Source organism: Streptococcus sp. FSL K6-1323 (assembly GCF_038630745.1).
GTDB classification, from domain to species: domain Bacteria; phylum Bacillota; class Bacilli; order Lactobacillales; family Streptococcaceae; genus Streptococcus; species Streptococcus salivarius_D.
The window spans coordinates 997,554-1,016,350 of record NZ_CP152039.1 but is presented as its reverse complement, the minus strand read 5'-3'; the positions used below and the strand labels follow the sequence as shown (position 1 = coordinate 1,016,350).

The following is an 18,797-nucleotide window of genomic DNA, read 5'->3' as shown; positions in this document are numbered from 1 at the left end:
TTTCAAGTATTTTCCACAAAAAAATAACAACATCCCTTCTAGAATGTTGTTATCCTTCTATTTTTTCCCTTTAACTTGGTCGGTGGCAACATCTTCACCAAACCATTTGTCAGAAATCTTTTGGAATTCTCCATTTTTATAAAGGGTTCTAAATCCTTGATTGATTTTTTTGATCAGTGTCTTATCTGCCTTACGAGCACCTACAGCAAAGCTTTCACCCTCGTAACCAGCAGGCATAACGTTATACTGATCCAGAACTCCTGATTTTTCTAAGTAGTAATTAGCATACACACGGTCAATCAATAGGCCGTCAATACGTCCACTATCAAGGTCAATCAAGGCCTGAGTAAAGGTCGAATATTGGACTGCTTTTTGGTTGGCGACGATATCCTTCAAAATCTTCGGTGAAGCATTGAAAGCATCATAACCGGAAGAGCCTGCTTGGGCACCTAAGGTCTTACCTGCCATTCCTGCAACAGAATCAATTCCCGAAGACTTTTTGGTTACCAGTACTTGTTCATTGACCATATAAGGCACTGTAAAGTCTGCAGACTGCTTACGCTCATCCGTGACCGAGTAACCATTCCAAATGAGGTCAATTGTCCCATTCTTCAGTTCTGTTTCTTTCATATCCCAGTCAATAGCCTGCCATTCGACATCAATACCATACAATTTAAAAACTGCAGTGGCAAGATCAATATCAAAACCAACATAGCTACCATCCTTTTCCTCATATCCCATAGGAACAAAGGTCGCATCAAAACCAATTTTGATTTTCTTTTCTTTGGTATAGGTTTGCCACTGGTCTTTCTGAGTTGCAAAATGTGAGCGCGAGCTACAAGCTGATAGCGCAAACAAAGGCAAAATGACAAGACAGCCTAGAAAAATCGTTTTTACTATTTTTTTCATGGAAAATCCTCACTATTTTGGATTGATAGTGACAATCTCGTCGGCGATGTGCTGTGCAAACTGCATATCGTGAGTGATAACGATTTGCGTAATCCCAGTCTCACGATTCTGCAAAATCAATTTCTCAACTTCTTGACGCAACTCAGGGTCAAGAGCTGATGTTGGTTCATCATAACCGACAATTTTCGGATCAATCATCATAGCACGCGCAAATGCAACACGTTGTTTTTGTCCCCCAGAAAGAGAGTAAGGATAAGCATTTCCGTGAGCTCCCAGACCTAAACGGTCAAGTAGGGCTTGAGCTTTTTTCTGGGCATCTTCCTTAGACATTCCCATCGTCTTAATTGGCGAAAGTGTTAGGTTGTCTAAGACTGTCAGGTGCGGAAACAGTTGGAAATCTTGGAAGACAAAACCTAGCAAGTTACGACTTTCCATCTGATCCAAAGGAATCTCTTCATTTTCATAAATAATTTGCCCTGAATCAATGGTTTCAAGTCCTGCTAACATACGTAAGAGAGTCGTTTTACCACCACCAGATGGTCCGACAATAGCTAAGATTTTCCCTTCTTCGACAGTTAGGTTATAGTTATCAAAAATTTTGTGTTGACCAAATTGCTTGGAAATATTTTTTAATTCTAACATAAGGTCTCCTATTTATAATAGTTGAATTTCTTTTCGATGTGTTTCGAAGCCACAGTCACCACACCCACAAGGATAAGATAGATAGCCCCAGCCACAAACATCGGTGCTAGGGTCGCATCACGGTTCGCAGCGGTACGACTTTCCAAAAGAAGGTCTCCAACCCCAAGCACATAAACCAATGATGAATCCTTAACCAAGTTAATAATCTCGTTAAAAATACTTGGCAAGACAATCTTGACCACCTGAGGAAGGATAATGTAGCGGATAGTTTGGAAAGGACTAAGTTTAAGCATTTTCGCTGCTTCGTATTGTCCTTTCGGAATAGCCAAGATTCCTCCACGGAAAATCTCTGCGAAATAAGCTGCATAATTAAGCGTAAAAGCAAGAATAGCAGCTGGCAGACGGTCAAAGACAATCCCAACACTTGGAAGAACATAATAAACGAAGATCAATTGTAAAAGGAGGGGCGTTCCACGCATAATCCAAACATAAAGGGTTAGTAACCAATTTAAAGGTTTGAATTTAATCTGCATTAAGAAAGCAAGTACAATCCCTAATGGAATCGACAGTACGATAACAATGAAGAATACTTGAAGTGTGACTACCGCACCGTTCAAAAGGGCTGGTAATACTTCCAAAACGTATGACATATAAACTCCTATAATTATTTAGTATTACTGAATATTATACCAAATTTTTTAAAAAAATGATATAAGATTTTGAAAATAGTAAAAAGGAGTGCGACTAGACCCACTTTTTAAATGAGTTCATAGTCACACTCCTGAGAGACTTAAATAATCGGTCCTAAGAAACAAACTATACTTAAGTCTAGTGTCCCTAAAGCTTATTTTAGATTTTCTTAACAAATTCAGATTTAAGTTTCATAGCACCAAAACCATCAATCTTACAATCAATGTTGTGGTCACCTTCAACCAAACGAATATTTTTAACACGTGTACCTTGTTTAATATCTTTTGGCGCACCTTTAACTTTCAAATCTTTGATAACTGTAACAGTGTCACCGTCAGCAAGACGTGTGCCATTGCTATCAAGAACCACAAGTCCTTCTTCTTCTGCAACTTCGTTTGGATCCCACTCATAGGCACATTCAGGACATACAAGCAAGATTCCATCTTCATAAACATACTCTGAGTTACATTTTGGACAATTTGGTAATGACATAATTCTCTCCTAAGATTGTGATATAGATACTATTCTACTTTAGATTTCTCAATTAAGCAAGGGTGAAAACGATAAAAACAAACAACATCCCTTACACTGTAAGAGATGTTGGTATTTTTATTCAACAGTAACTGATTTAGCCAAGTTACGTGGTTTATCGACGTCGAGTCCACGATGGAGTGTTGCAAAATAAGCAATCAATTGTGTCGGTACAACCATTGAAATTGGTGACAAGTAAGGGTGAACGTTATTAAGAACGATGTCATCGCCTTCTTTAGCAATATTTTCCTCAGCAATAGTCAACACTTTAGCACCACGTGCTGCTACCTCTTGGATATTACCACGAGTGTGGCTAGCAAGAACAGCGTCAGACAAGAGGGCAATAACAGGTGTACCATCTTCGATCAAAGCAATTGTTCCGTGTTTCAACTCACCTGCTGCAAAACCTTCACATTGGATATATGAGATTTCTTTCAATTTAAGACTAGCTTCCATAGCAACGTAGTAATCTTGACCACGACCAATATAGAAAGCATTACGTGTTTCTGCAAGAAGAGCTGCCACTTTCTCATCAATAACTTCTTTTTCAGAGAGAGTTGATTCGATAGATTGTGCTACAAGTGACAATTCATGTACCAAGTCGAAAGCTTTAGCTTTTTCATTACCATTCGCTTCACCGACTGCTTTAGCCAAGAAGGCAAGAGCAGCAATCTGAGCAGTATAAGCTTTAGTAGAAGCTACGGCAATTTCTGGGCCAGCATGAAGAAGCATTGTATGGTCAGCTTCACGAGAAAGAGTAGATCCCGGAACGTTTGTCACTGTCAAACTTGGAATACCCAACTCGTTAGCTTTAACAAGAACCTGACGGCTATCTGCTGTTTCACCTGATTGGCTAATAAAGACAAAGAGAGGTTTCTTGCTAAGGAGTGGCATACCATAACCCCACTCAGAAGAAATACCAAGCTCAACTGGTGTATCCGTTAACTCTTCAAGCATCTTCTTAGAAGCAAAACCAGCATGATATGATGTTCCTGCCGCAAGAATATAGATACGATCAGCCTCTTGAACAGCCTTGATAATATCAGCATCTACAGTCACTTGCCCCTTGTCATCTGTATAGGCTTGGATAAGCTTACGCATCACTGTTGGTTGTTCATCGATTTCTTTGAGCATGTAGTAAGGGTAAGTGCCTTTACCAATATCAGATAGGTCAAGTTCAGCTGTATAGCTATCACGTTCTTTTACATTGCCATCATAGTCTTGAACTTCAACACTATCAGCTTTCACGATAACTAACTCTTGATCGTGAATTTCCATGTATTGATTAGTTTCGCGAATCATAGCCATGGCATCTGAGCAGACCATGTTATAGCCATCACCAAGACCAATCAAAAGTGGTGATTTGTTTTTTGCCACGTAAATTGTTGAGGCATCTTCAGAATCCATGAGGGCAAAGGCATATGATCCACGGATAATGTGAAGAGCTTTCTTGAATGCTTCAAGAGTTGACAAACCATCTTCTTCAACAAATTTTCCAATCAAGTGAACTGCAATTTCAGTATCGGTTTGACCTTTGAAATGGTGACCAGAAAGGTATTCTTCTTTAATTTCAAGATAGTTTTCAATAACACCATTGTGAACCAAAACGAAACGTTCTGTTTCTGAGCGGTGTGGGTGAGCATTGTCCTCTGTTGGTTTACCATGAGTTGCCCAACGAGTATGTCCAATACCGGCTGTACCTTCTACTCCTTCAGTTTTAGCAGCAAGTTCCGCAATACGGCCAACAGCCTTAACTAATTGACTAGATGCATCGCCAGCTACAAAGATACCAGCTGAATCATAACCACGGTATTCTAGCTTTTCAAGTCCTTGAGTCAAGATATCAGTTGCATTTGTGTTACCTACAACACCAACAATTCCACACATATTTTTAATAATAACCTCAAATCAAAGAGGTCATGTCTCCTTTATTTAAAATTGGTATAGTCAATAAGCTCTTTAAAAAGCTTGACGAGGACAGTATATTCCATATATTTGACATTGTCAAGTATAAAAATTGGTATAGTCCTAAAAAGACCTTTTACTCGCCTCTTATCCTAAGGAATAATCCTTAAAATATGCTATAATAAGGCTATGCGAATTCAACAATTACATTATATTATCAAAATCGTCGAAACCGGCTCAATGAATGAAGCCGCAAAACAACTTTTCATCACACAACCAAGTCTTTCAAATGCTGTTCGTGACTTGGAAAGAGAAATGGGAATTGATATCTTTATCCGTAACCCTAAAGGAATCACCTTAACCAAGGATGGCGTTGAATTTCTCTCTTATGCCCGTCAGGTAGTGGAACAAACGAATCTCTTGGAAGAACGTTACAAGAGTCACACAGAAACACGTGAATTGTTTAGTGTTTCCTCTCAACACTACGCTTTTGTTGTCAATGCTTTCGTCTCACTTCTCAAAAGAGCTGATATGACACGTTACGAACTCTTCTTACGTGAAACACGTACTTACGAAATTATTGAGGACGTTAAGAACTTCCGTTCAGAAATTGGTGTTCTCTTCCTTAACAGCTATAACCGAGATGTCTTGACTAAGATGTTTGACGACAACCGTCTCACATATACCAGTCTCTTCAAAGCTAGACCACATATCTTTGTCAGCAAGTCAAATCCCTTGGCTAAGCATGAAGTTGTTTCTTTAGAAGATTTAGAAGACTTCCCATACCTTAGTTACGACCAAGGGATTCATAATTCCTTCTACTATTCTGAAGAAATCCTCTCTCAGATTCCCCATAAAAAATCCATCGTGGTTTCAGACCGCGCGACACTCTTCAACCTATTAATTGGTTTGGATGGTTACACCATTGCTACAGGTATTTTAAATAGTAATTTGAATGGAGATAACATTGTCTCTATCCCGCTTGATATTGATGATGAAATTGATATTGTTTACTTGAAGCATGAAAAGGCAACCCTCTCTAAAATGGGAGAAAAATTCCTAGATAACCTCGTTAAAGAAGTCACTTTTGACAACTAATAGATGTTAGTCCCCAGCACAGAATGTTAATGTTGGGGACTTTTTATCACCCAAACTGTCCAATTTAGTGCACAAAAAAAGAGCCTTTCGACTCTCATTGTTATTTATAATTTTTATAGCTTGCCCAAGCCTCATCTATAGATAAGGTCTCAGCATCTGTATATGAGCCCCTATAGCTGTTCCAAACAAGGCCACTTGTTGAACCAGTTGCTTGGGTAACTGGAGCTTGATCATAGGCAGTCAAACCATAGTATGCAATAATGCTATTTAATTTAGAAGCGTAAAGACTGTCAGTTGCATAAGTTCCTGTCAATGCTTGAGTGGCATCTGCATAACTACTTGTATTTGATTTCCATGTGCCAGCATAAGTTGATGACGTCATCAAAGCAGCATAATCGGCTAAAGAATCGCTTAGACTTCCATAAGAACGGAAAGGTTCATCAATCTCATAAGTCTTCCCTGTACCATCGTCTTCCCATGTACGCATGGTCACAGAATTCCCATTATAAGTGCCTTTAATCCCGAAGAAGTTGTAATAAGGAGCTTGACTCAGACCTGACTGACCTGAATTTGATTCCAGAATGGCTTGAGCAATTAGAACAGAAGCATAGATATTGTAATCTTGACCAATCTGTCTAGCAGTCTCTCCGATATTATCAATAAAAGCCGTCGTAGTTTGATTGTAAGCAGCTTCAGCTTTAGCATTAACACTGTTATCATTTTTTCTATCTGTTGTAAAAGCTAGAACCAAAAAAAGTGAACACATAAAAGCTCCCACGGTAAAAATCATATACTTCTTTAAATGACGATACATACAACCCTTCCTTCATAAGATTTTTGATTATAATATTTTAATACTATTCTATCAGAAAAACTGACAAGTCGCAACTTTCAGAACTATTTTCCTTGATAAATAAAGCAAACATCACCTTTACATCATATTTATAATAAGCTATAATATAGTCAAATTTTAAGGAGATAGATGAATGAAAATAAAAGAATTCTCACCCGGATTAAGTATTGCAATACTTATATCTCTCCTAGCATGGTTCCTTGGAAACTTATTCCCTATTATTGGTGGGCCTGTCCTTGGTTTATTTATAGGTCTTCTGCTAGGAATTATTCTAAGAGATTCTCAGAAACTTAAAACAGGAATGCAATTCACTTCTAAAAAAGTATTACAATACGCTGTTGTTCTTCTTGGATTTGGACTAAATCTTTCCCAAGTCTTTAAGGTTGGCGTAACATCACTTCCCATTATTCTAGTGACTATTACTACGGCACTGCTTACTGCTTATGTCGTCCATCGCGTGTTCAAGCTAGATAGTGAAATTGCTACTTTAGTAGGTGTTGGTTCCTCTATTTGTGGGGGATCTGCTATCGCTGCAACCGCTCCTGTAATCAAGGCTAAAGATGAATCTATTGCAACAGCAATCTCTGTAATTTTCTTTTTTAACATCTTAGCGGCTTTACTCTTCCCTCACTTGGGATCCTGGTTGGGACTTAGTAATCAAGGCTTTGCCATATTTGCTGGAACAGCTGTCAACGATACTTCTTCTGTAACTGCTACAGCTAGTTCCTGGGATAGCTTACATGGAACATCCATTCTGGAGCAGGCGACAATTGTTAAGTTGACTCGAACACTTGCTATCATCCCTATAACTCTTGGGCTTTCTGTATGGCAGTCGCGAAAGAACAATACAAAGGAAGCATTCTCGCTAACCAAAGCAGTGCCTAACTTTATCCTTTGGTTCCTTTTGGCCTCACTGATTACAACTGTTTCAATGTCACTCGGTGTAACACCTGCCGTCTTTTCACCTTTAAAAGACCTTTCGAAATTTATGATTATTATGGCAATGACAGCTATTGGTTTCCAAACAAATCTCAAAAAACTAATCACTAAAGGAGGCTCAGCACTTCTAGTGGGAGGAGTCTGTTGGTTATTAATCAGTCTTGCTTCTCTTCTCATGCAAAAGGTATTAGGACTTTGGTAAAAGACATCTAAAAAACTCACAATCTTGCTAAGTTTGTGAGTTTTTATTATAGAATCATTTTTTATACTCAAAGACATAGGTTTGAATAACCTTGTCCCCATCGTTTGTTACTTTCAAATCAACTTGATAACTTTTAGTTTCACCGCTAATATCCTGAACCCTATAAACACCGTCTTTTTTTACTGATGTAGGTGCCTGTCCAGAATAATGTTTCACATCAATATGTGAAGAACCATCTAAAGACAAAGGCATAAGCCCGTTTAGAGAATAGAGTCCATAAAAAATAAGGCACAAAACACTAAGTGAACTAAGGCTCACCAAATAATATTTCAAAAAATCCCCTGATTTCAACCCCTGATTACTCACTTCTTCATTATTTTCCTTTAATTTAAGAATCTTTTTATTAGAGCGTTATCAAATTTATTCTACATATATTTGGAGATTTTGTCAAATTATTTGATGTTTATAATCTAAATTGTAAATCCATTACAAACTAAAAACCGTTAAGGACTAACGGCAATTTTTTATTTCTGAAATAACGTATTCAAGACGGCTATAGAGACCAAGTAATAAGTCGTAACTTCGATTTTCATTTTCTTTCAAAACAGTAAAAACTGTTGTACTATAGGTAAATTCAAAGAAGTCATCTAATTCCTTGAGCCAGTCATCAATAACCCCTAAATTTTGATCAATGATTGCAAACAAACTTGGTTGATACCAGATTGTACCTTCGATATAAAGGTTTTTGTCAGATAATTTAGATAGGGATACTTTCAAGTCAGCAAGCTCTCGTTTAGCAAGATTCGGTTCAATCTTTAAATCAAAAAGCAAGCGTGCATCATGATTTAGAATATCGAGTTCTGCTTGAAGCAGTTGAATATAATGTATCGCTACTAAATACTGGTTCATGGGTCTCTCCTGGTCATCTGAAAATCGTACTATTATTGTACCACTAAAGAATGAAAAAATGTAGTAATTATTTAATTTTTTACAGGATTTTTTTAGAAAAAATACCATGCTTTAAATTTCTGTTTAAAAATAATGACACTAGCAATTTTCTAAGAGTTTAAGAAATGAAAGATTTTTTAAAAAAAGAAAAACACTCACGAATGAGTGCAATTCTAGTATTAATGACTAACCATTTCTTGGGCAATTTCCAAACCACTAAGTTTTCCAGGATAGTAAGTTGGCCAATTATCCATCTCTTTTAGAATCTCATCTTGGCTACTATTACCAAAGAAAATATGGAAATGTGCTGAAGTTGTTGGATCTATTTGATGATCTGAAAATTGGACATATTGGTAAGGATTGTCAGCAGCTTGACTGTCAGTTGCTGTGAAGAGATAACGGACACCTTTTTTACCAGAAGCATAAGTCAAAATCTTATAACCATCATAACGATAAGTGTGTGTCACGCTACTTCCATCATTCTTTGTGAAAGTCATGGTCATCTTTTTACCATCAATAGCAATTTTAGAAACATCTGTTTGATAGCCCTTAGTGTAGTATTCTTTGTACTCTTGTGCGGTTTTATCCTTATTCAATAGAGATTTGTATTCAAATACTTGATCTAAAGTACCATCTTGGAGGTAAGGATAGACCGATTGCCACTCACCAGACCAATCAGAAAGTTCTCTATCTTTAACATCTTTATCATCAAAGTAACCATTTTGGACTGTTTTCTTATCATCACTTCCTGTTTCAGGTTGGATAGCTTTCCCTTCAACATCTGTTGTTAAACGAAGATTCTTTAGGTTCTCAGTCATAACACTGACATAATCTTCACCTTTTTTCAACTGTTCCTTAGTTAGTGATTCAATTGGATTTAAAACTGCTGTCTTAACTCCTACTTCATTAGCTAAGGTTTTGGCAACGCTACTTGAAGCATTTTCCTCAAAGTAGATATAGTTAATGTCATATTCTTTGACATACTTAGAAAGGCTAGCGATACGTTTTGCAGATGGATCAGATTCAGCTGAAACACCTGAAATTGGTACTTGTGTCAAACCGTAATCTAAAGCAAGGTAGGCAAAAGCTGAGTGCTGGGTAACAAAACTTTTCTGTTTCGCTTGACTTAAGGCTTCAGTATACTCCTTATCCAAAGTCTTTAATTTTTTAAGGTATTTCTCAGCATTGGTTGTAAAGACTGCTTTTTTATCTGGGTGTTGAGCAATCAAACCGTCCCTAATAGTTTCAACTAATTTTTGAGAACGTTTAGGTGAGAGCCAAACATGAGGATCATATTCGTGGTGATGCTCTTCTCCACCGTGATCATGATCTTCTTCCTCTATTCCAGGTAAGAGAACCATGCCTTGACTTGCCTTAATGATTTTTGTATTTTTAGTGTTGATAGACTTTTCAACTTTTGGAACCCAGGTTTCCATATTTTCATTTAGGTAGACGAAAGTATCTGCTTTTTCAATGTCAGCGACATTCTTAGTAGATGGTTGAAAATCGTGGGCTTCACTACCAGCGGGAATAAGATAAGACACCTCTCCCTCATCGCCAACAACCTGCTTTGTAAATTCATAAACAGGGTAAAAGCTGGTCACAACCTTCAAGTCGCTATTTCCTTTTGAACCGTGGTGACTAGTCGTATAATAAATACCTGCACCAGCAGCTAAAACAACTGCTGCTATTCCTGCTAGGCCAAAAATGCGTTTCTTTTTCATGATATTCCTTTCAAAATACTTAACCAGTTAATAGTTTACTGGTTAAGTATATCACACTTCATTTATTTTGCAAGTACTAAAATAAAAAAATTGAAATATTTCGATGAAAAAGAATTATTTGATATACTGGAAATATCATTTGGAAAGTAGGTTATACATGTTTCGTAAATTAACCCTATATCTTTTTTTATTGCTTGCATCCATTGGCCTGACTTATGATACACAATCATACACCTCAGGTGCCTTGTCTGGTTCAGCATACGGTATTATTGGACTATCAACACTAATTGCCTTATGTTATATCCTACCAGGAATATTTCTGGTTCGATACTTAGGTAAGAGATGGCAGGTGAAACCACTTGTTCTCATATTTGCTCTAATTGGTGGAGTCTTTATTACAGGATGGATAGCTGGTTATGCCAATACCATTTCTCACGACTGGGTGACTGCTCATCTTTCTTCAAAGAGTTTCTTCTACCGCTTTGAGGATGCCCTTATGGCCCCCCTAGTTGAAGAACCCCTCAAACTAGCTGCTTTTCTCTTTGCTATCTATATGGTGCCAACAAAAAGTTACAAGGGGCTCTTGCTTGTCGCTATTACGGCAGGTCTTGGCTTCCAGATTAGTGAAGATTTCTCCTATATTCTTTCAGATTTGCCTGATGGTTTTTCTTATACGGTTTCAGGGATTCTTGGTCGAACTATTGGTGCTGTATCGTCTCACTGGCTTTACACGTCCTTCCTTGCTATAGGGCTAGTCCTTATATGGCGTTCACGTCAAAAACTCATTAATTCCAAGTACAGTCTTATTGGTATTCTTTATGCTTGCGGTGCTTTTGCGGCACACTTTGCTTGGAATTCACCTCTTCGAAATTTAGAAAGCGATTTGCCATGGGCATCAGGCCTTCTCATTTCAGTCAATCTTTTCTTTTTCATTACACTTTATCAGATTCTCTCGAAACTAGATGAAGAAAACAAGTAATGTTTAGAATACTAAAAAACCTTTCCAATTTTATGGAAAGGCTTTTTTGATGACTTTAATCACTCATAGAAAAACGATTGGTCATCAAGTTACTTGCATCATCTAAGACTTTTGCCAATAGTTTATCTGTTTCTGACTGAATCTTATCACTAATTTTTTGATTTTCTGCTTCAAAATCAATACTTTCATCATTAGCCAAAGCGGTATCAACATGATTAATCATGGCATGGCCAAGAGCCATAGTTGTTTCTACATAGGCATCTAAATCAGCTTCATGCTGTTGGAAATGAGGATCACAGATAGCAGCAATCAAGCGATTACTCCAGTAGAAATTACCTGTATCTACTTTATCAGTTGTTTGACGGAAATAAGCAGGTGTTGTTCCGACCTGAGTCCAGAATGGCACCATTGTACCGAATGGCATTGATCCATAGGCTAACCACTGAATACCAGTTGTTTCTGATGGTTTGTTAGGACGCATTTGCAAGAGAGCTGTTTGACTAGTACGGTTAATACCGATTGGACGGAATTGGCGTTGACTTACCGCATCTCCTTGAGGTCCATAAGGGTCATAAGGTGTATCTTGGTAATGAAGACTCAAAACGTATTTAACATCTTCAACTGTAATTTTACGGTATGGTTTTTGGCACCATGGAATAAAGAATGATTTTGGATCATAGTCTTTTTCTGGGTTCAAAAATTTCTGCATAGCCCAGGCACGTGGTGTATTATAATGACGATCCTTATCTCGTTGGCTACCAAAAGCATAACGTGGATTAAAGTGTTCATTAGAATAAGTCAAATCTAGGTGATGTTTATTAATGAAGTTTCGAATGTCTGGTGAGGCAAGATAGTCGTCTGGATTTTCAAACTCATAGTGATCGATACCAAGTTGGTTTGGGTTAGTTACATAGGCATCGTCTGGAACACGTCTTGCAATCCAATGGTGACCACCAATTGTTTCCAACCACCAAATTTCTTCAGTGTCTGAAAAAGCAATACCATTTGACTCATAAGTTCCGTAAGTTTCAAGGAGTTGTCCCAAACGAAGGACACCTTCACGCGCCGTCTTGATATATGGCAAGACCAAAGTCAACATATCCTCTTCTCCAAAACCATCTTTAACAAGAGGATCTGCACCGAGAACACGCGCATTGGTCGTGATTGTTTCTGTTGCACTCATGGCAACATTAGCTGAGTTAATACCAGCTTCACCCCAAATACCGTCTTTCCCAAGCGCATCTGGGACAGAAGTATAACGTAGAGGATTATCTGGCAAATCAATTGAAAAATTGCTAAGCACAGACTGGTAATGACGCGGTTGGTCTTCAGGGGGCACGACGAGAAATTCTTTAGGCGTAAAAACGCCTGATTGAGAATCCTCAGTACGTGCAATCATGGTAGAGCCGTCATATGAGGCTTTCTTACCTACTAAAATCGTTGTACAAGCCATAAAAGCTTCCTTTCTACTTACAAATCGTCCGCAATCTTATTGATTTTTCTGAGACGATGGTTAACACCACTCTTGGTCAGAGGAGGTTCTATACTATCTGCAATCTGCTGGATAGAGTAATCTGGGTTGGCAATACGAAGTTGGGCAATTTGGCGCAGCTCCACCGGTAAAATCTCCAAGCCAACCGTATCCATAATCTTGATAATATTATTAATTGTTTTCATGCTAGCACTAATCGTTCTAGCAATATTAGCTGTTTCCGCATTATTGGCACGATTCAGATCATTTCTGGTTTCTCGCATAATTTTGACCTCTTCGAAGACATCCTTAGAATTCATTGCACCAATAACAAGGAGAAAATCCATAATGTCCTCAGCTTTTTGAAGATAGGTCACAAAACCATTTTTATGACTCAAAACCTTGGCATCGAGCATAAATTTTTTCATGAGAGAAGCTAAATCCTCTGCATGGTCTTGGTAAACGGAAAAAATTTCTAATTGATAACGTCCCTTTTCAGGATCACGTACTGTTCCAGTCGCCAAAAAAGCGCCTCGTAAATAGGATCTTCCAGCTTCGTCATCTTCCATTACTGATGTTTCAATACCTGTTTCAAAGCCAAAGAAAGAATCTGCCAATTGTAAATCGGACAAAATATCATTGACATGGTCAGCGACAAAAACCGTGTAAACACGATTTTTCTTGAGATTAGTCTTGTTGTGATGTCTCAATTCAGGATTACTCTGATAACGACTTTCCATTAATTGGTAGATATGTCGCGCAATCTTTGCATTTTCTGTTGAGATGGAAAGAGTCAAGCCTTGATTAGTCAATCCAACCGAACCAGACATCTTAATCAATGCTGACAACTCAGCCTTGTCTTTGCTTGAAGCAGCAATTATCTCTTCTTTAACCTTAATTGTGAAACTCATGACTTGTTCCTCACTAGATGCATGAGCTCATCCACTACCAAGTCACCATGGTGGAAGGCACCACCATTTTCAAGTCGCAAAAAATTAGAAGACACAACTGTTTTAGCTTCACGACGTAAGCCCTCAAAATCATGCTCAACCTGAACAAGGTATTCATCAAATTTATTACTAGCCATGTATTCCTTAGGCACTTTCTTGATGTTAACTAAGACATTGTCAATCACATCAGAGCCAAGATGACGATTAAGAACAGCCACATGGTCGGCATCTGAGAATTGCTCCGTTTCTCCGTACTGAGTCATAATATTACAAATGTACGTGACATCAGCCTTGGTCTCGATAAGAGCCTGACGAATCTCTGGTATAACTAGGTTGGGCAAAATCGATGTATAAAGAGATCCAGGACCTAAAACAATCATATCACTATTCATAATAGCATCTACAACCTTACGACTGGCCTTAGGCTCTTCATCATTATAGGTATTGGTCACATAAACGCGCTCAATCATGCCATCGTACTGGGCAATACTACTCTCCCCTGCTACTTCATGACCATCTTGAAAAACGGCATGAAGCGTCAAGGCTGTCTCACTAGCAGGATAAATTTTGCCTGTAACGTGGAAAAATTTCGTCAGAAGCTGCATGGCATTATAGGTAGAGCCCTGCATTTCTGAAATTCCAGCGATGATTAGATTTCCGAGTGGATGACCAGCCAAAGCACCATCGGTTTTATCAAAACGATATTGGAAAACTCTTTCATAAAGTTTAGGCATATCACTCATAGCTACCAAAACATTACGCAAATCCCCTGGAGGTGTCAGTTGCATGATATCACGCAAATCTCCCGAAGAACCGCCATCATCAGCTACAGTTACCACAGCAGTGATATCAACATCCTTATAACGCAAACTACGAAGAATGACTGGGATACCAGTTCCCCCACCTATTACTGTAATTCTTGGTTTTCTCATGAACGATTCACTGTCTCCTTACGTCGATCCTTATCACGATGTGTTTCATTGACTGTCCAATCATTTTTTAAATCTTGGGCCAGACGATGTGCAAAAGCTACACTACGGTGCTGACCACCTGTACACCCAACAGCAATAGTGAGAACAGACTTACCTTCTCTTTTGTAGCCAGGCAAGATTGGTTTAATAAGCTGTGTCAAATGATTGTAAAACTCTTCTGATTCCTTATGGTTCATGACATAATCAAAAACCTCTTTATCCAAACCTGTGAGGTTACGAAGTGCAGGATCATAATAAGGATTTGGCAAGAAACGAACATCAAAAACCAAATCTGCATCCAATGGCAATCCATATTTAAAACCAAAACTCACAACTTCAATACGGAAAGAAGATTGGTCTTGTTCAGATGAGAACTGTTCAGAAATAGCCTTACGCAGCTGGCGTGGAGTTAATTCTGTCGTATCAACCACGTTCTGACTCAAACTCTTAAGCGGTGACAAAAGCTCACGCTCTAGCTTGATGCCATCCAAAACACGGCCATCTGCCGCCAGTGGGTGACTACGACGTGTCTCTTTATAACGAGAAACCAATTCACCATCCGTGGCATCCAAGAATAGAATCTTGAAATTAAGTTCCTCATTGCTTTCCAATTTATCCAGAATATCGTTGATCTCATCGAAGAACAAGCGACTGCGCATATCAATGACAAGAGCAATCTTATCTGTCTCTTCACTATGTTTTACCAATTCGATAACCTTAGGTACCAAAGAAGGTGGCATATTATCAATGGTGAAGTATCCAATATCCTCAAAGGATTGAATGGCCACAGTCTTACCTGCACCACTCATCCCTGTTACAACAACTAAATTAATTTTTTTCGTTCCCATGAGACTCCCTTTCTAGTCTTTCTTCTTTCAAGGCACGAATATCGTCTGACATCTTCTCAACTTGTTGGCTAACCCCCATAATCATTTCTGTCTGCAATTTTTGAATTGTCAGAAGATCTGATTGGTCTTGTTGAACCAAGTGGTCAATTTTTTCATGCAGAAGTCGAATTTCTTCCTTAGACTGGGTATTGACGTGATAGTCGTTACGCGCTTGTAAACGGTCATAATCCGATGCTCGATTCTGACTCATCATGATCAATGGTGCCTGAACGGCCGCTAAAGTGGACAAGGCCAGATTCAACAGAATAAATGGATACTTATCAAAGGCAATCCCAAAAGGTTGAACAACATTAAGCCCCATCCAAATAGCCATAAAAGCAACGAATGACAAGATAAAAGTCCAAGATCCACCAAATCGGGCCACTTCATCCGCTACTTTTTGACCAAAAGTGATCCTACTATCCAATTGTTCTTGGATGTCTTGATCCTCGTACAATAAACTCTTGGTCACATCGTGAACGGTTTCCCGAACATGTTCGTTTTTCTCATTAGCATTAGCAATAACTTCATCAAGAAAAACTAACCTATAATCCAAAAGACTGATATTACTAATAAAATCATGTCCTCTTAAATCAGGGTAATCTTTTTTCAAAAGTATTTGCAAACGACTATTTAGACGTTCGAAATAGGAGCCATCGGTTTCATCGAACCACTCTTTAGAGATATAATCCTGAACTCTCTTAACCTGCATATTTTCGCCTTCTTTCTAGGCTCTATTATACCATATTGAAAGCTTAAACGTTCAATAGATAAAGGAAAAGAGTCCAAGACTAACCTCAGACTCCTCCATTATTGGGACAATTAATTTAAACTCTTCTTATTGGTAATTTAAAGTCCAGTAGTAAGTACCGTCACCAGCGACAACACAAGCTACTGCTGCTTGAGTAGCATCTGGACTCATGAGAAGTTCACGAATACCACTACTCAACCATTTATTGGCTACAACTGAACCATCAGATTCACGACGGTAAACAATACCATCACTGTTGTAAGTGTGTGAAATATCTTTGGCATGTGGAAGGGTTGTGCTATTGTAAAGATCATCAGACCATGTAAGTGCTGGCAAACCAGCAGCTGTACGTTGAGCATTGATTTCATTAAAGGCAGCCTTAGCTGAGTCAACTTCAACATAATCAGAGTTTTCAGTTGGTTCTACATGATAAACAAATTTAACATAACCAAATTCAACATCACTATATTTTTTGTCGTCAACACCACTCTTGAGATTAGCTGTAATAACATAGTCACGTGCCCAAGCACTGCCCTTAGAAGCGTTGAAGTTGTCAACATCTTCAATTTCCCAAGTTACATTACAATCCCAGCCAGCATTATCTAAGAATTTTGGAGCAAAATTCTTAATAACATAATCTTTGAATTCATCCACATTTTGGAATGGAAGAGCTTCACCAGCTTTACCAGTACCAACTACATTTTCAGAATACAACTTAACACTTGATGCATTGTCATCGTACATGTATTCGTCGTTTCCTGCTGGTTTATGGAAATCTGGATCAAGCTCAGGGTCATCATTGGCAGTACCATTGTAGAGTTTCCACTTACCATCAACCCATTTGTAGTAACCATCGATACCACGCGCATTATCTTCATCTGTCAATGCCACACGGTAGTAATAGGTACCGTTGTCATCTACAAATCGTGGATCTGAATACATGCGATAATCTGTTGGTGGCAATGTTGGTTTTGGCAACTTATCATAGTCAATGTTTGTTTCAGGCGCATACGGTGGTTTTTCAAGTTCAGGAGCTTCAGAACTTGTTTCTGATGTTGAACCTGTCTCAGAAGTAGCAACTGAGTCTGAGGTGATTACTGAAGTTGAATTACCTGTTGAAGCAGCATCTGAAGTTGTGGCAGAGGTTGAATCTACAGTTGACGCTACTTCTGAACTTGCTGATGAAGTTGAGTCAACAGTTGATACTGCTTCTGAACTTGCAGACGAAGTTGAATCTACAGTTGAGGCTACTTCTGAACTTGCTGATGAAGTTGAATCTACAGTTGAAGCTACTTCTGAGCTTGCTGATGACGTTGAATCTACAGTTGAAGCTACTTCTGAACTTGCAGACGATGTTGAATCTACAGTTGAAGCTACTTCTGAACTTGCAGACGATGTTGAATCTACGGTTGATGGTGCTTCTGAAGTTGCTGATGACGTTGAATCTACGGTTGATGGCGCTTCTGAAGTTGCAGATGACGTTGAATCTACGGTTGATGGTGCTTCTGAAGTTGCTGATGACGTTGAATCTACAGTTGAAGTTGTTGGAGCTTCAGAATCTGTGCTTGAAGCCTTAACAAGTACCCACTTACCATTTGAATAATAGTAATAATCGCCATTATCTTTCAAATAATAGTGAGTACCATTTTCATAACGGTAGTGAGGGTCATTTCTCAAAACCTCATAACCTGTCGTTGGTGTATTGTTAGAACCACTATTGTTGTTATTATAGTCACCACCACGAACCCAACGACCGTTATAGTTAACATAGTAGCTACCATCACTCAAGATGTAGTACAAATAGCCATTGCTATAGCGATAAGTACCTGATTCATTGTAGTTGTTGTAACCAGGATTATAGTTGTTATAGCCATAATTATAGTTATAGTTATAGCCATAGTTATAATTTGGATAGTAATTATTGTAACCGTAGTTATAGCCATAATTGTAATTATAGCCTGGGTAATAGCCATTATATCCGTAGTTATAACCATAGTTTGGATAATAGTTGTTATACCATGGATTATAAGAATAGTTATTATAGTAACCTCGGCCATAATAACTATCGGCCTGTGCATGATTGTTGCCAACTACCGTTGGTGCTAAAATAGCTGCCCCTAGGACAGCACATGAAAATAATCGTAAACTCTTTCTCATTGTCTTTTCCCCTTTTAAAAAAATATACCTTTTATAAGCAATCGCTTACATTTCCATTTACACTTTAATTGTAAGAAATAAAACTTCTATTGTCAAATTATTTTAATAATAGAAGTTTCTCAGACTAAACCAATAGAAGACTAACAAAGACCTAACTTTCTTTGTGAAAAACGGTTAGGCGGACCTCTTT

At 38.3% G+C, this 18,797-nt stretch carries 18 protein-coding genes; 3 read left to right on the top strand and 15 right to left on the bottom strand.

The annotated features are described in order from the left end of the window. Window positions 1–57: 57 nt before the first annotated feature. The 5 genes from NST80_RS04505 to glmS all read right to left on the bottom strand — a co-directional run bounded on the left by NST80_RS04505 (window position 58) and on the right by glmS (window position 4,659). A complete protein-coding gene (locus NST80_RS04505) occupies window positions 58–909 on the bottom strand; it encodes an amino acid ABC transporter substrate-binding protein (protein ID WP_004182424.1) in 852 nt (283 codons plus the stop codon). 12 nt (window positions 910–921) lie between these two features. Then, window positions 922–1,551, bottom strand: coding sequence for an amino acid ABC transporter ATP-binding protein (locus NST80_RS04500; RefSeq protein ID WP_002891086.1), 630 nt, complete (start codon window positions 1,549–1,551; stop codon window positions 922–924). A gap of 8 nt (window positions 1,552–1,559) precedes the next feature. Next, window positions 1,560–2,201, bottom strand: a complete 642-nt coding sequence (locus NST80_RS04495; RefSeq protein WP_002891087.1) for an amino acid ABC transporter permease — start codon at window positions 2,199–2,201, stop codon at window positions 1,560–1,562. A gap of 199 nt (window positions 2,202–2,400) precedes the next feature. Beyond that, window positions 2,401–2,733, bottom strand: a complete 333-nt coding sequence (locus NST80_RS04490; protein WP_002891088.1) for a zinc ribbon domain-containing protein YjdM — start codon at window positions 2,731–2,733, stop codon at window positions 2,401–2,403. 117 nt (window positions 2,734–2,850) lie between these two features. Then, window positions 2,851–4,659 carry a glutamine--fructose-6-phosphate transaminase (isomerizing) gene (gene glmS / locus NST80_RS04485; protein ID WP_045768647.1) on the bottom strand — a complete coding sequence of 603 codons (1,809 nt, stop codon included), beginning with the start codon at window positions 4,657–4,659 and terminating at the stop codon, window positions 2,851–2,853. A 207-nt stretch (window positions 4,660–4,866) separates the two neighbouring features. Between glmS and NST80_RS04480 the strand changes: the two genes are divergently transcribed. Continuing rightward, window positions 4,867–5,775, top strand: a complete 909-nt coding sequence (locus NST80_RS04480; RefSeq protein WP_002891090.1) for a LysR family transcriptional regulator — start codon at window positions 4,867–4,869, stop codon at window positions 5,773–5,775. Between the two features lie 100 nt (window positions 5,776–5,875). Here NST80_RS04480 and NST80_RS04475 read toward each other — a convergent pair whose 3' ends face one another. After that, window positions 5,876–6,589 (bottom strand): glycoside hydrolase family 73 protein, encoded by a 714-nt coding sequence (locus NST80_RS04475; protein ID WP_013990492.1) that lies wholly within the window; start codon window positions 6,587–6,589, stop codon window positions 5,876–5,878. 172 nt (window positions 6,590–6,761) lie between these two features. Between NST80_RS04475 and NST80_RS04470 the strand changes: the two genes are divergently transcribed. Continuing rightward, the gene (locus tag NST80_RS04470) at window positions 6,762–7,769 is read left to right on the top strand and encodes a YeiH family protein (protein WP_118171857.1); all 1,008 of its coding nucleotides are present in this window, start codon (window positions 6,762–6,764) and stop codon (window positions 7,767–7,769) included. Window positions 7,770–7,823: 54 nt separating this feature from the next. Here the strand turns inward: NST80_RS04470 and NST80_RS04465 are convergent, their stop codons facing one another. The 3 genes from NST80_RS04465 to NST80_RS04455 form a co-directional block, all read right to left on the bottom strand. Next, complete coding sequence (locus tag NST80_RS04465) at window positions 7,824–8,135, bottom strand: hypothetical protein (protein ID WP_013990490.1); 312 nt, start codon at window positions 8,133–8,135, stop codon at window positions 7,824–7,826. 144 nt (window positions 8,136–8,279) lie between these two features. Then, window positions 8,280–8,678 (bottom strand): hypothetical protein, encoded by a 399-nt coding sequence (locus NST80_RS04460; RefSeq protein ID WP_004182418.1) that lies wholly within the window; start codon window positions 8,676–8,678, stop codon window positions 8,280–8,282. Window positions 8,679–8,896: 218 nt separating this feature from the next. After that, window positions 8,897–10,441 (bottom strand): zinc ABC transporter substrate-binding protein AdcA, encoded by a 1,545-nt coding sequence (locus tag NST80_RS04455; RefSeq protein ID WP_004182417.1) that lies wholly within the window; start codon window positions 10,439–10,441, stop codon window positions 8,897–8,899. A 157-nt stretch (window positions 10,442–10,598) separates the two neighbouring features. Here NST80_RS04455 and NST80_RS04450 point away from each other — a divergent pair, with 157 nt between their 5' ends. Continuing rightward, on the top strand, window positions 10,599–11,420 hold the full coding sequence (locus tag NST80_RS04450; RefSeq protein ID WP_049553749.1) for a PrsW family glutamic-type intramembrane protease: 822 nt from the start codon (window positions 10,599–10,601) through the stop codon (window positions 11,418–11,420). A 55-nt stretch (window positions 11,421–11,475) separates the two neighbouring features. Here NST80_RS04450 and NST80_RS04445 read toward each other — a convergent pair whose 3' ends face one another. The 6 genes from NST80_RS04445 to NST80_RS04420 all read right to left on the bottom strand — a co-directional run bounded on the left by NST80_RS04445 (window position 11,476) and on the right by NST80_RS04420 (window position 18,607). Next, complete coding sequence (locus NST80_RS04445) at window positions 11,476–12,873, bottom strand: C69 family dipeptidase (protein WP_070849698.1); 1,398 nt, start codon at window positions 12,871–12,873, stop codon at window positions 11,476–11,478. Window positions 12,874–12,890: 17 nt separating this feature from the next. Next, window positions 12,891–13,802, bottom strand: a complete 912-nt coding sequence (gene whiA / locus NST80_RS04440) for a DNA-binding protein WhiA (protein ID WP_002891101.1) — start codon at window positions 13,800–13,802, stop codon at window positions 12,891–12,893. Then, window positions 13,799–14,773: a YvcK family protein gene (locus tag NST80_RS04435; protein WP_004182414.1), complete on the bottom strand. Its 975-nt coding sequence runs from the start codon at window positions 14,771–14,773 to the stop codon at window positions 13,799–13,801. The genes whiA and NST80_RS04435 overlap by 4 nt, the downstream gene beginning before the upstream one ends. Further along, the gene (rapZ, locus tag NST80_RS04430; RefSeq protein WP_004182413.1) at window positions 14,770–15,660 is read right to left on the bottom strand and encodes an RNase adapter RapZ; all 891 of its coding nucleotides are present in this window, start codon (window positions 15,658–15,660) and stop codon (window positions 14,770–14,772) included. The genes NST80_RS04435 and rapZ overlap by 4 nt, the downstream gene beginning before the upstream one ends. Then, on the bottom strand, window positions 15,641–16,411 hold the full coding sequence (locus NST80_RS04425) for a DUF1003 domain-containing protein (protein WP_013990485.1): 771 nt from the start codon (window positions 16,409–16,411) through the stop codon (window positions 15,641–15,643). Before NST80_RS04425 ends, rapZ begins: the two co-directional genes overlap by 20 nt. 126 nt (window positions 16,412–16,537) lie before the next feature. Beyond that, entirely contained in the window at window positions 16,538–18,607 is a 2,070-nt protein-coding gene (locus NST80_RS04420) for a serine protease (protein WP_049527899.1), read from the bottom strand. Window positions 18,608–18,797: the final 190 nt, after the last annotated feature.

Coding starts and splice junctions, on each gene's coding strand:
- NST80_RS04505 (WP_004182424.1), bottom strand. CDS start 909: ATGAAAAAAATAGTAAAAACGATTTTTCTAGGCTGTCTTGTCATTTTG.
- NST80_RS04500 (WP_002891086.1), bottom strand. CDS start 1,551: ATGTTAGAATTAAAAAATATTTCCAAGCAATTTGGTCAACACAAAATT.
- NST80_RS04495 (WP_002891087.1), bottom strand. CDS start 2,201: ATGTCATACGTTTTGGAAGTATTACCAGCCCTTTTGAACGGTGCGGTA.
- NST80_RS04490 (WP_002891088.1), bottom strand. CDS start 2,733: ATGTCATTACCAAATTGTCCAAAATGTAACTCAGAGTATGTTTATGAA.
- glmS (WP_045768647.1), bottom strand. CDS start 4,659: ATGTGTGGAATTGTTGGTGTTGTAGGTAACACAAATGCAACTGATATC.
- NST80_RS04480 (WP_002891090.1), top strand. CDS start 4,867: ATGCGAATTCAACAATTACATTATATTATCAAAATCGTCGAAACCGGC.
- NST80_RS04475 (WP_013990492.1), bottom strand. CDS start 6,589: ATGTATCGTCATTTAAAGAAGTATATGATTTTTACCGTGGGAGCTTTT.
- NST80_RS04470 (WP_118171857.1), top strand. CDS start 6,762: ATGAAAATAAAAGAATTCTCACCCGGATTAAGTATTGCAATACTTATA.
- NST80_RS04460 (WP_004182418.1), bottom strand. CDS start 8,678: ATGAACCAGTATTTAGTAGCGATACATTATATTCAACTGCTTCAAGCA.
- NST80_RS04455 (WP_004182417.1), bottom strand. CDS start 10,441: ATGAAAAAGAAACGCATTTTTGGCCTAGCAGGAATAGCAGCAGTTGTT.
- NST80_RS04450 (WP_049553749.1), top strand. CDS start 10,599: ATGTTTCGTAAATTAACCCTATATCTTTTTTTATTGCTTGCATCCATT.
- NST80_RS04445 (WP_070849698.1), bottom strand. CDS start 12,873: ATGGCTTGTACAACGATTTTAGTAGGTAAGAAAGCCTCATATGACGGC.
- whiA (WP_002891101.1), bottom strand. CDS start 13,802: ATGAGTTTCACAATTAAGGTTAAAGAAGAGATAATTGCTGCTTCAAGC.
- NST80_RS04435 (WP_004182414.1), bottom strand. CDS start 14,773: ATGAGAAAACCAAGAATTACAGTAATAGGTGGGGGAACTGGTATCCCA.
- rapZ (WP_004182413.1), bottom strand. CDS start 15,660: ATGGGAACGAAAAAAATTAATTTAGTTGTTGTAACAGGGATGAGTGGT.
- NST80_RS04425 (WP_013990485.1), bottom strand. CDS start 16,411: ATGCAGGTTAAGAGAGTTCAGGATTATATCTCTAAAGAGTGGTTCGAT.
- NST80_RS04420 (WP_049527899.1), bottom strand. CDS start 18,607: ATGAGAAAGAGTTTACGATTATTTTCATGTGCTGTCCTAGGGGCAGCT.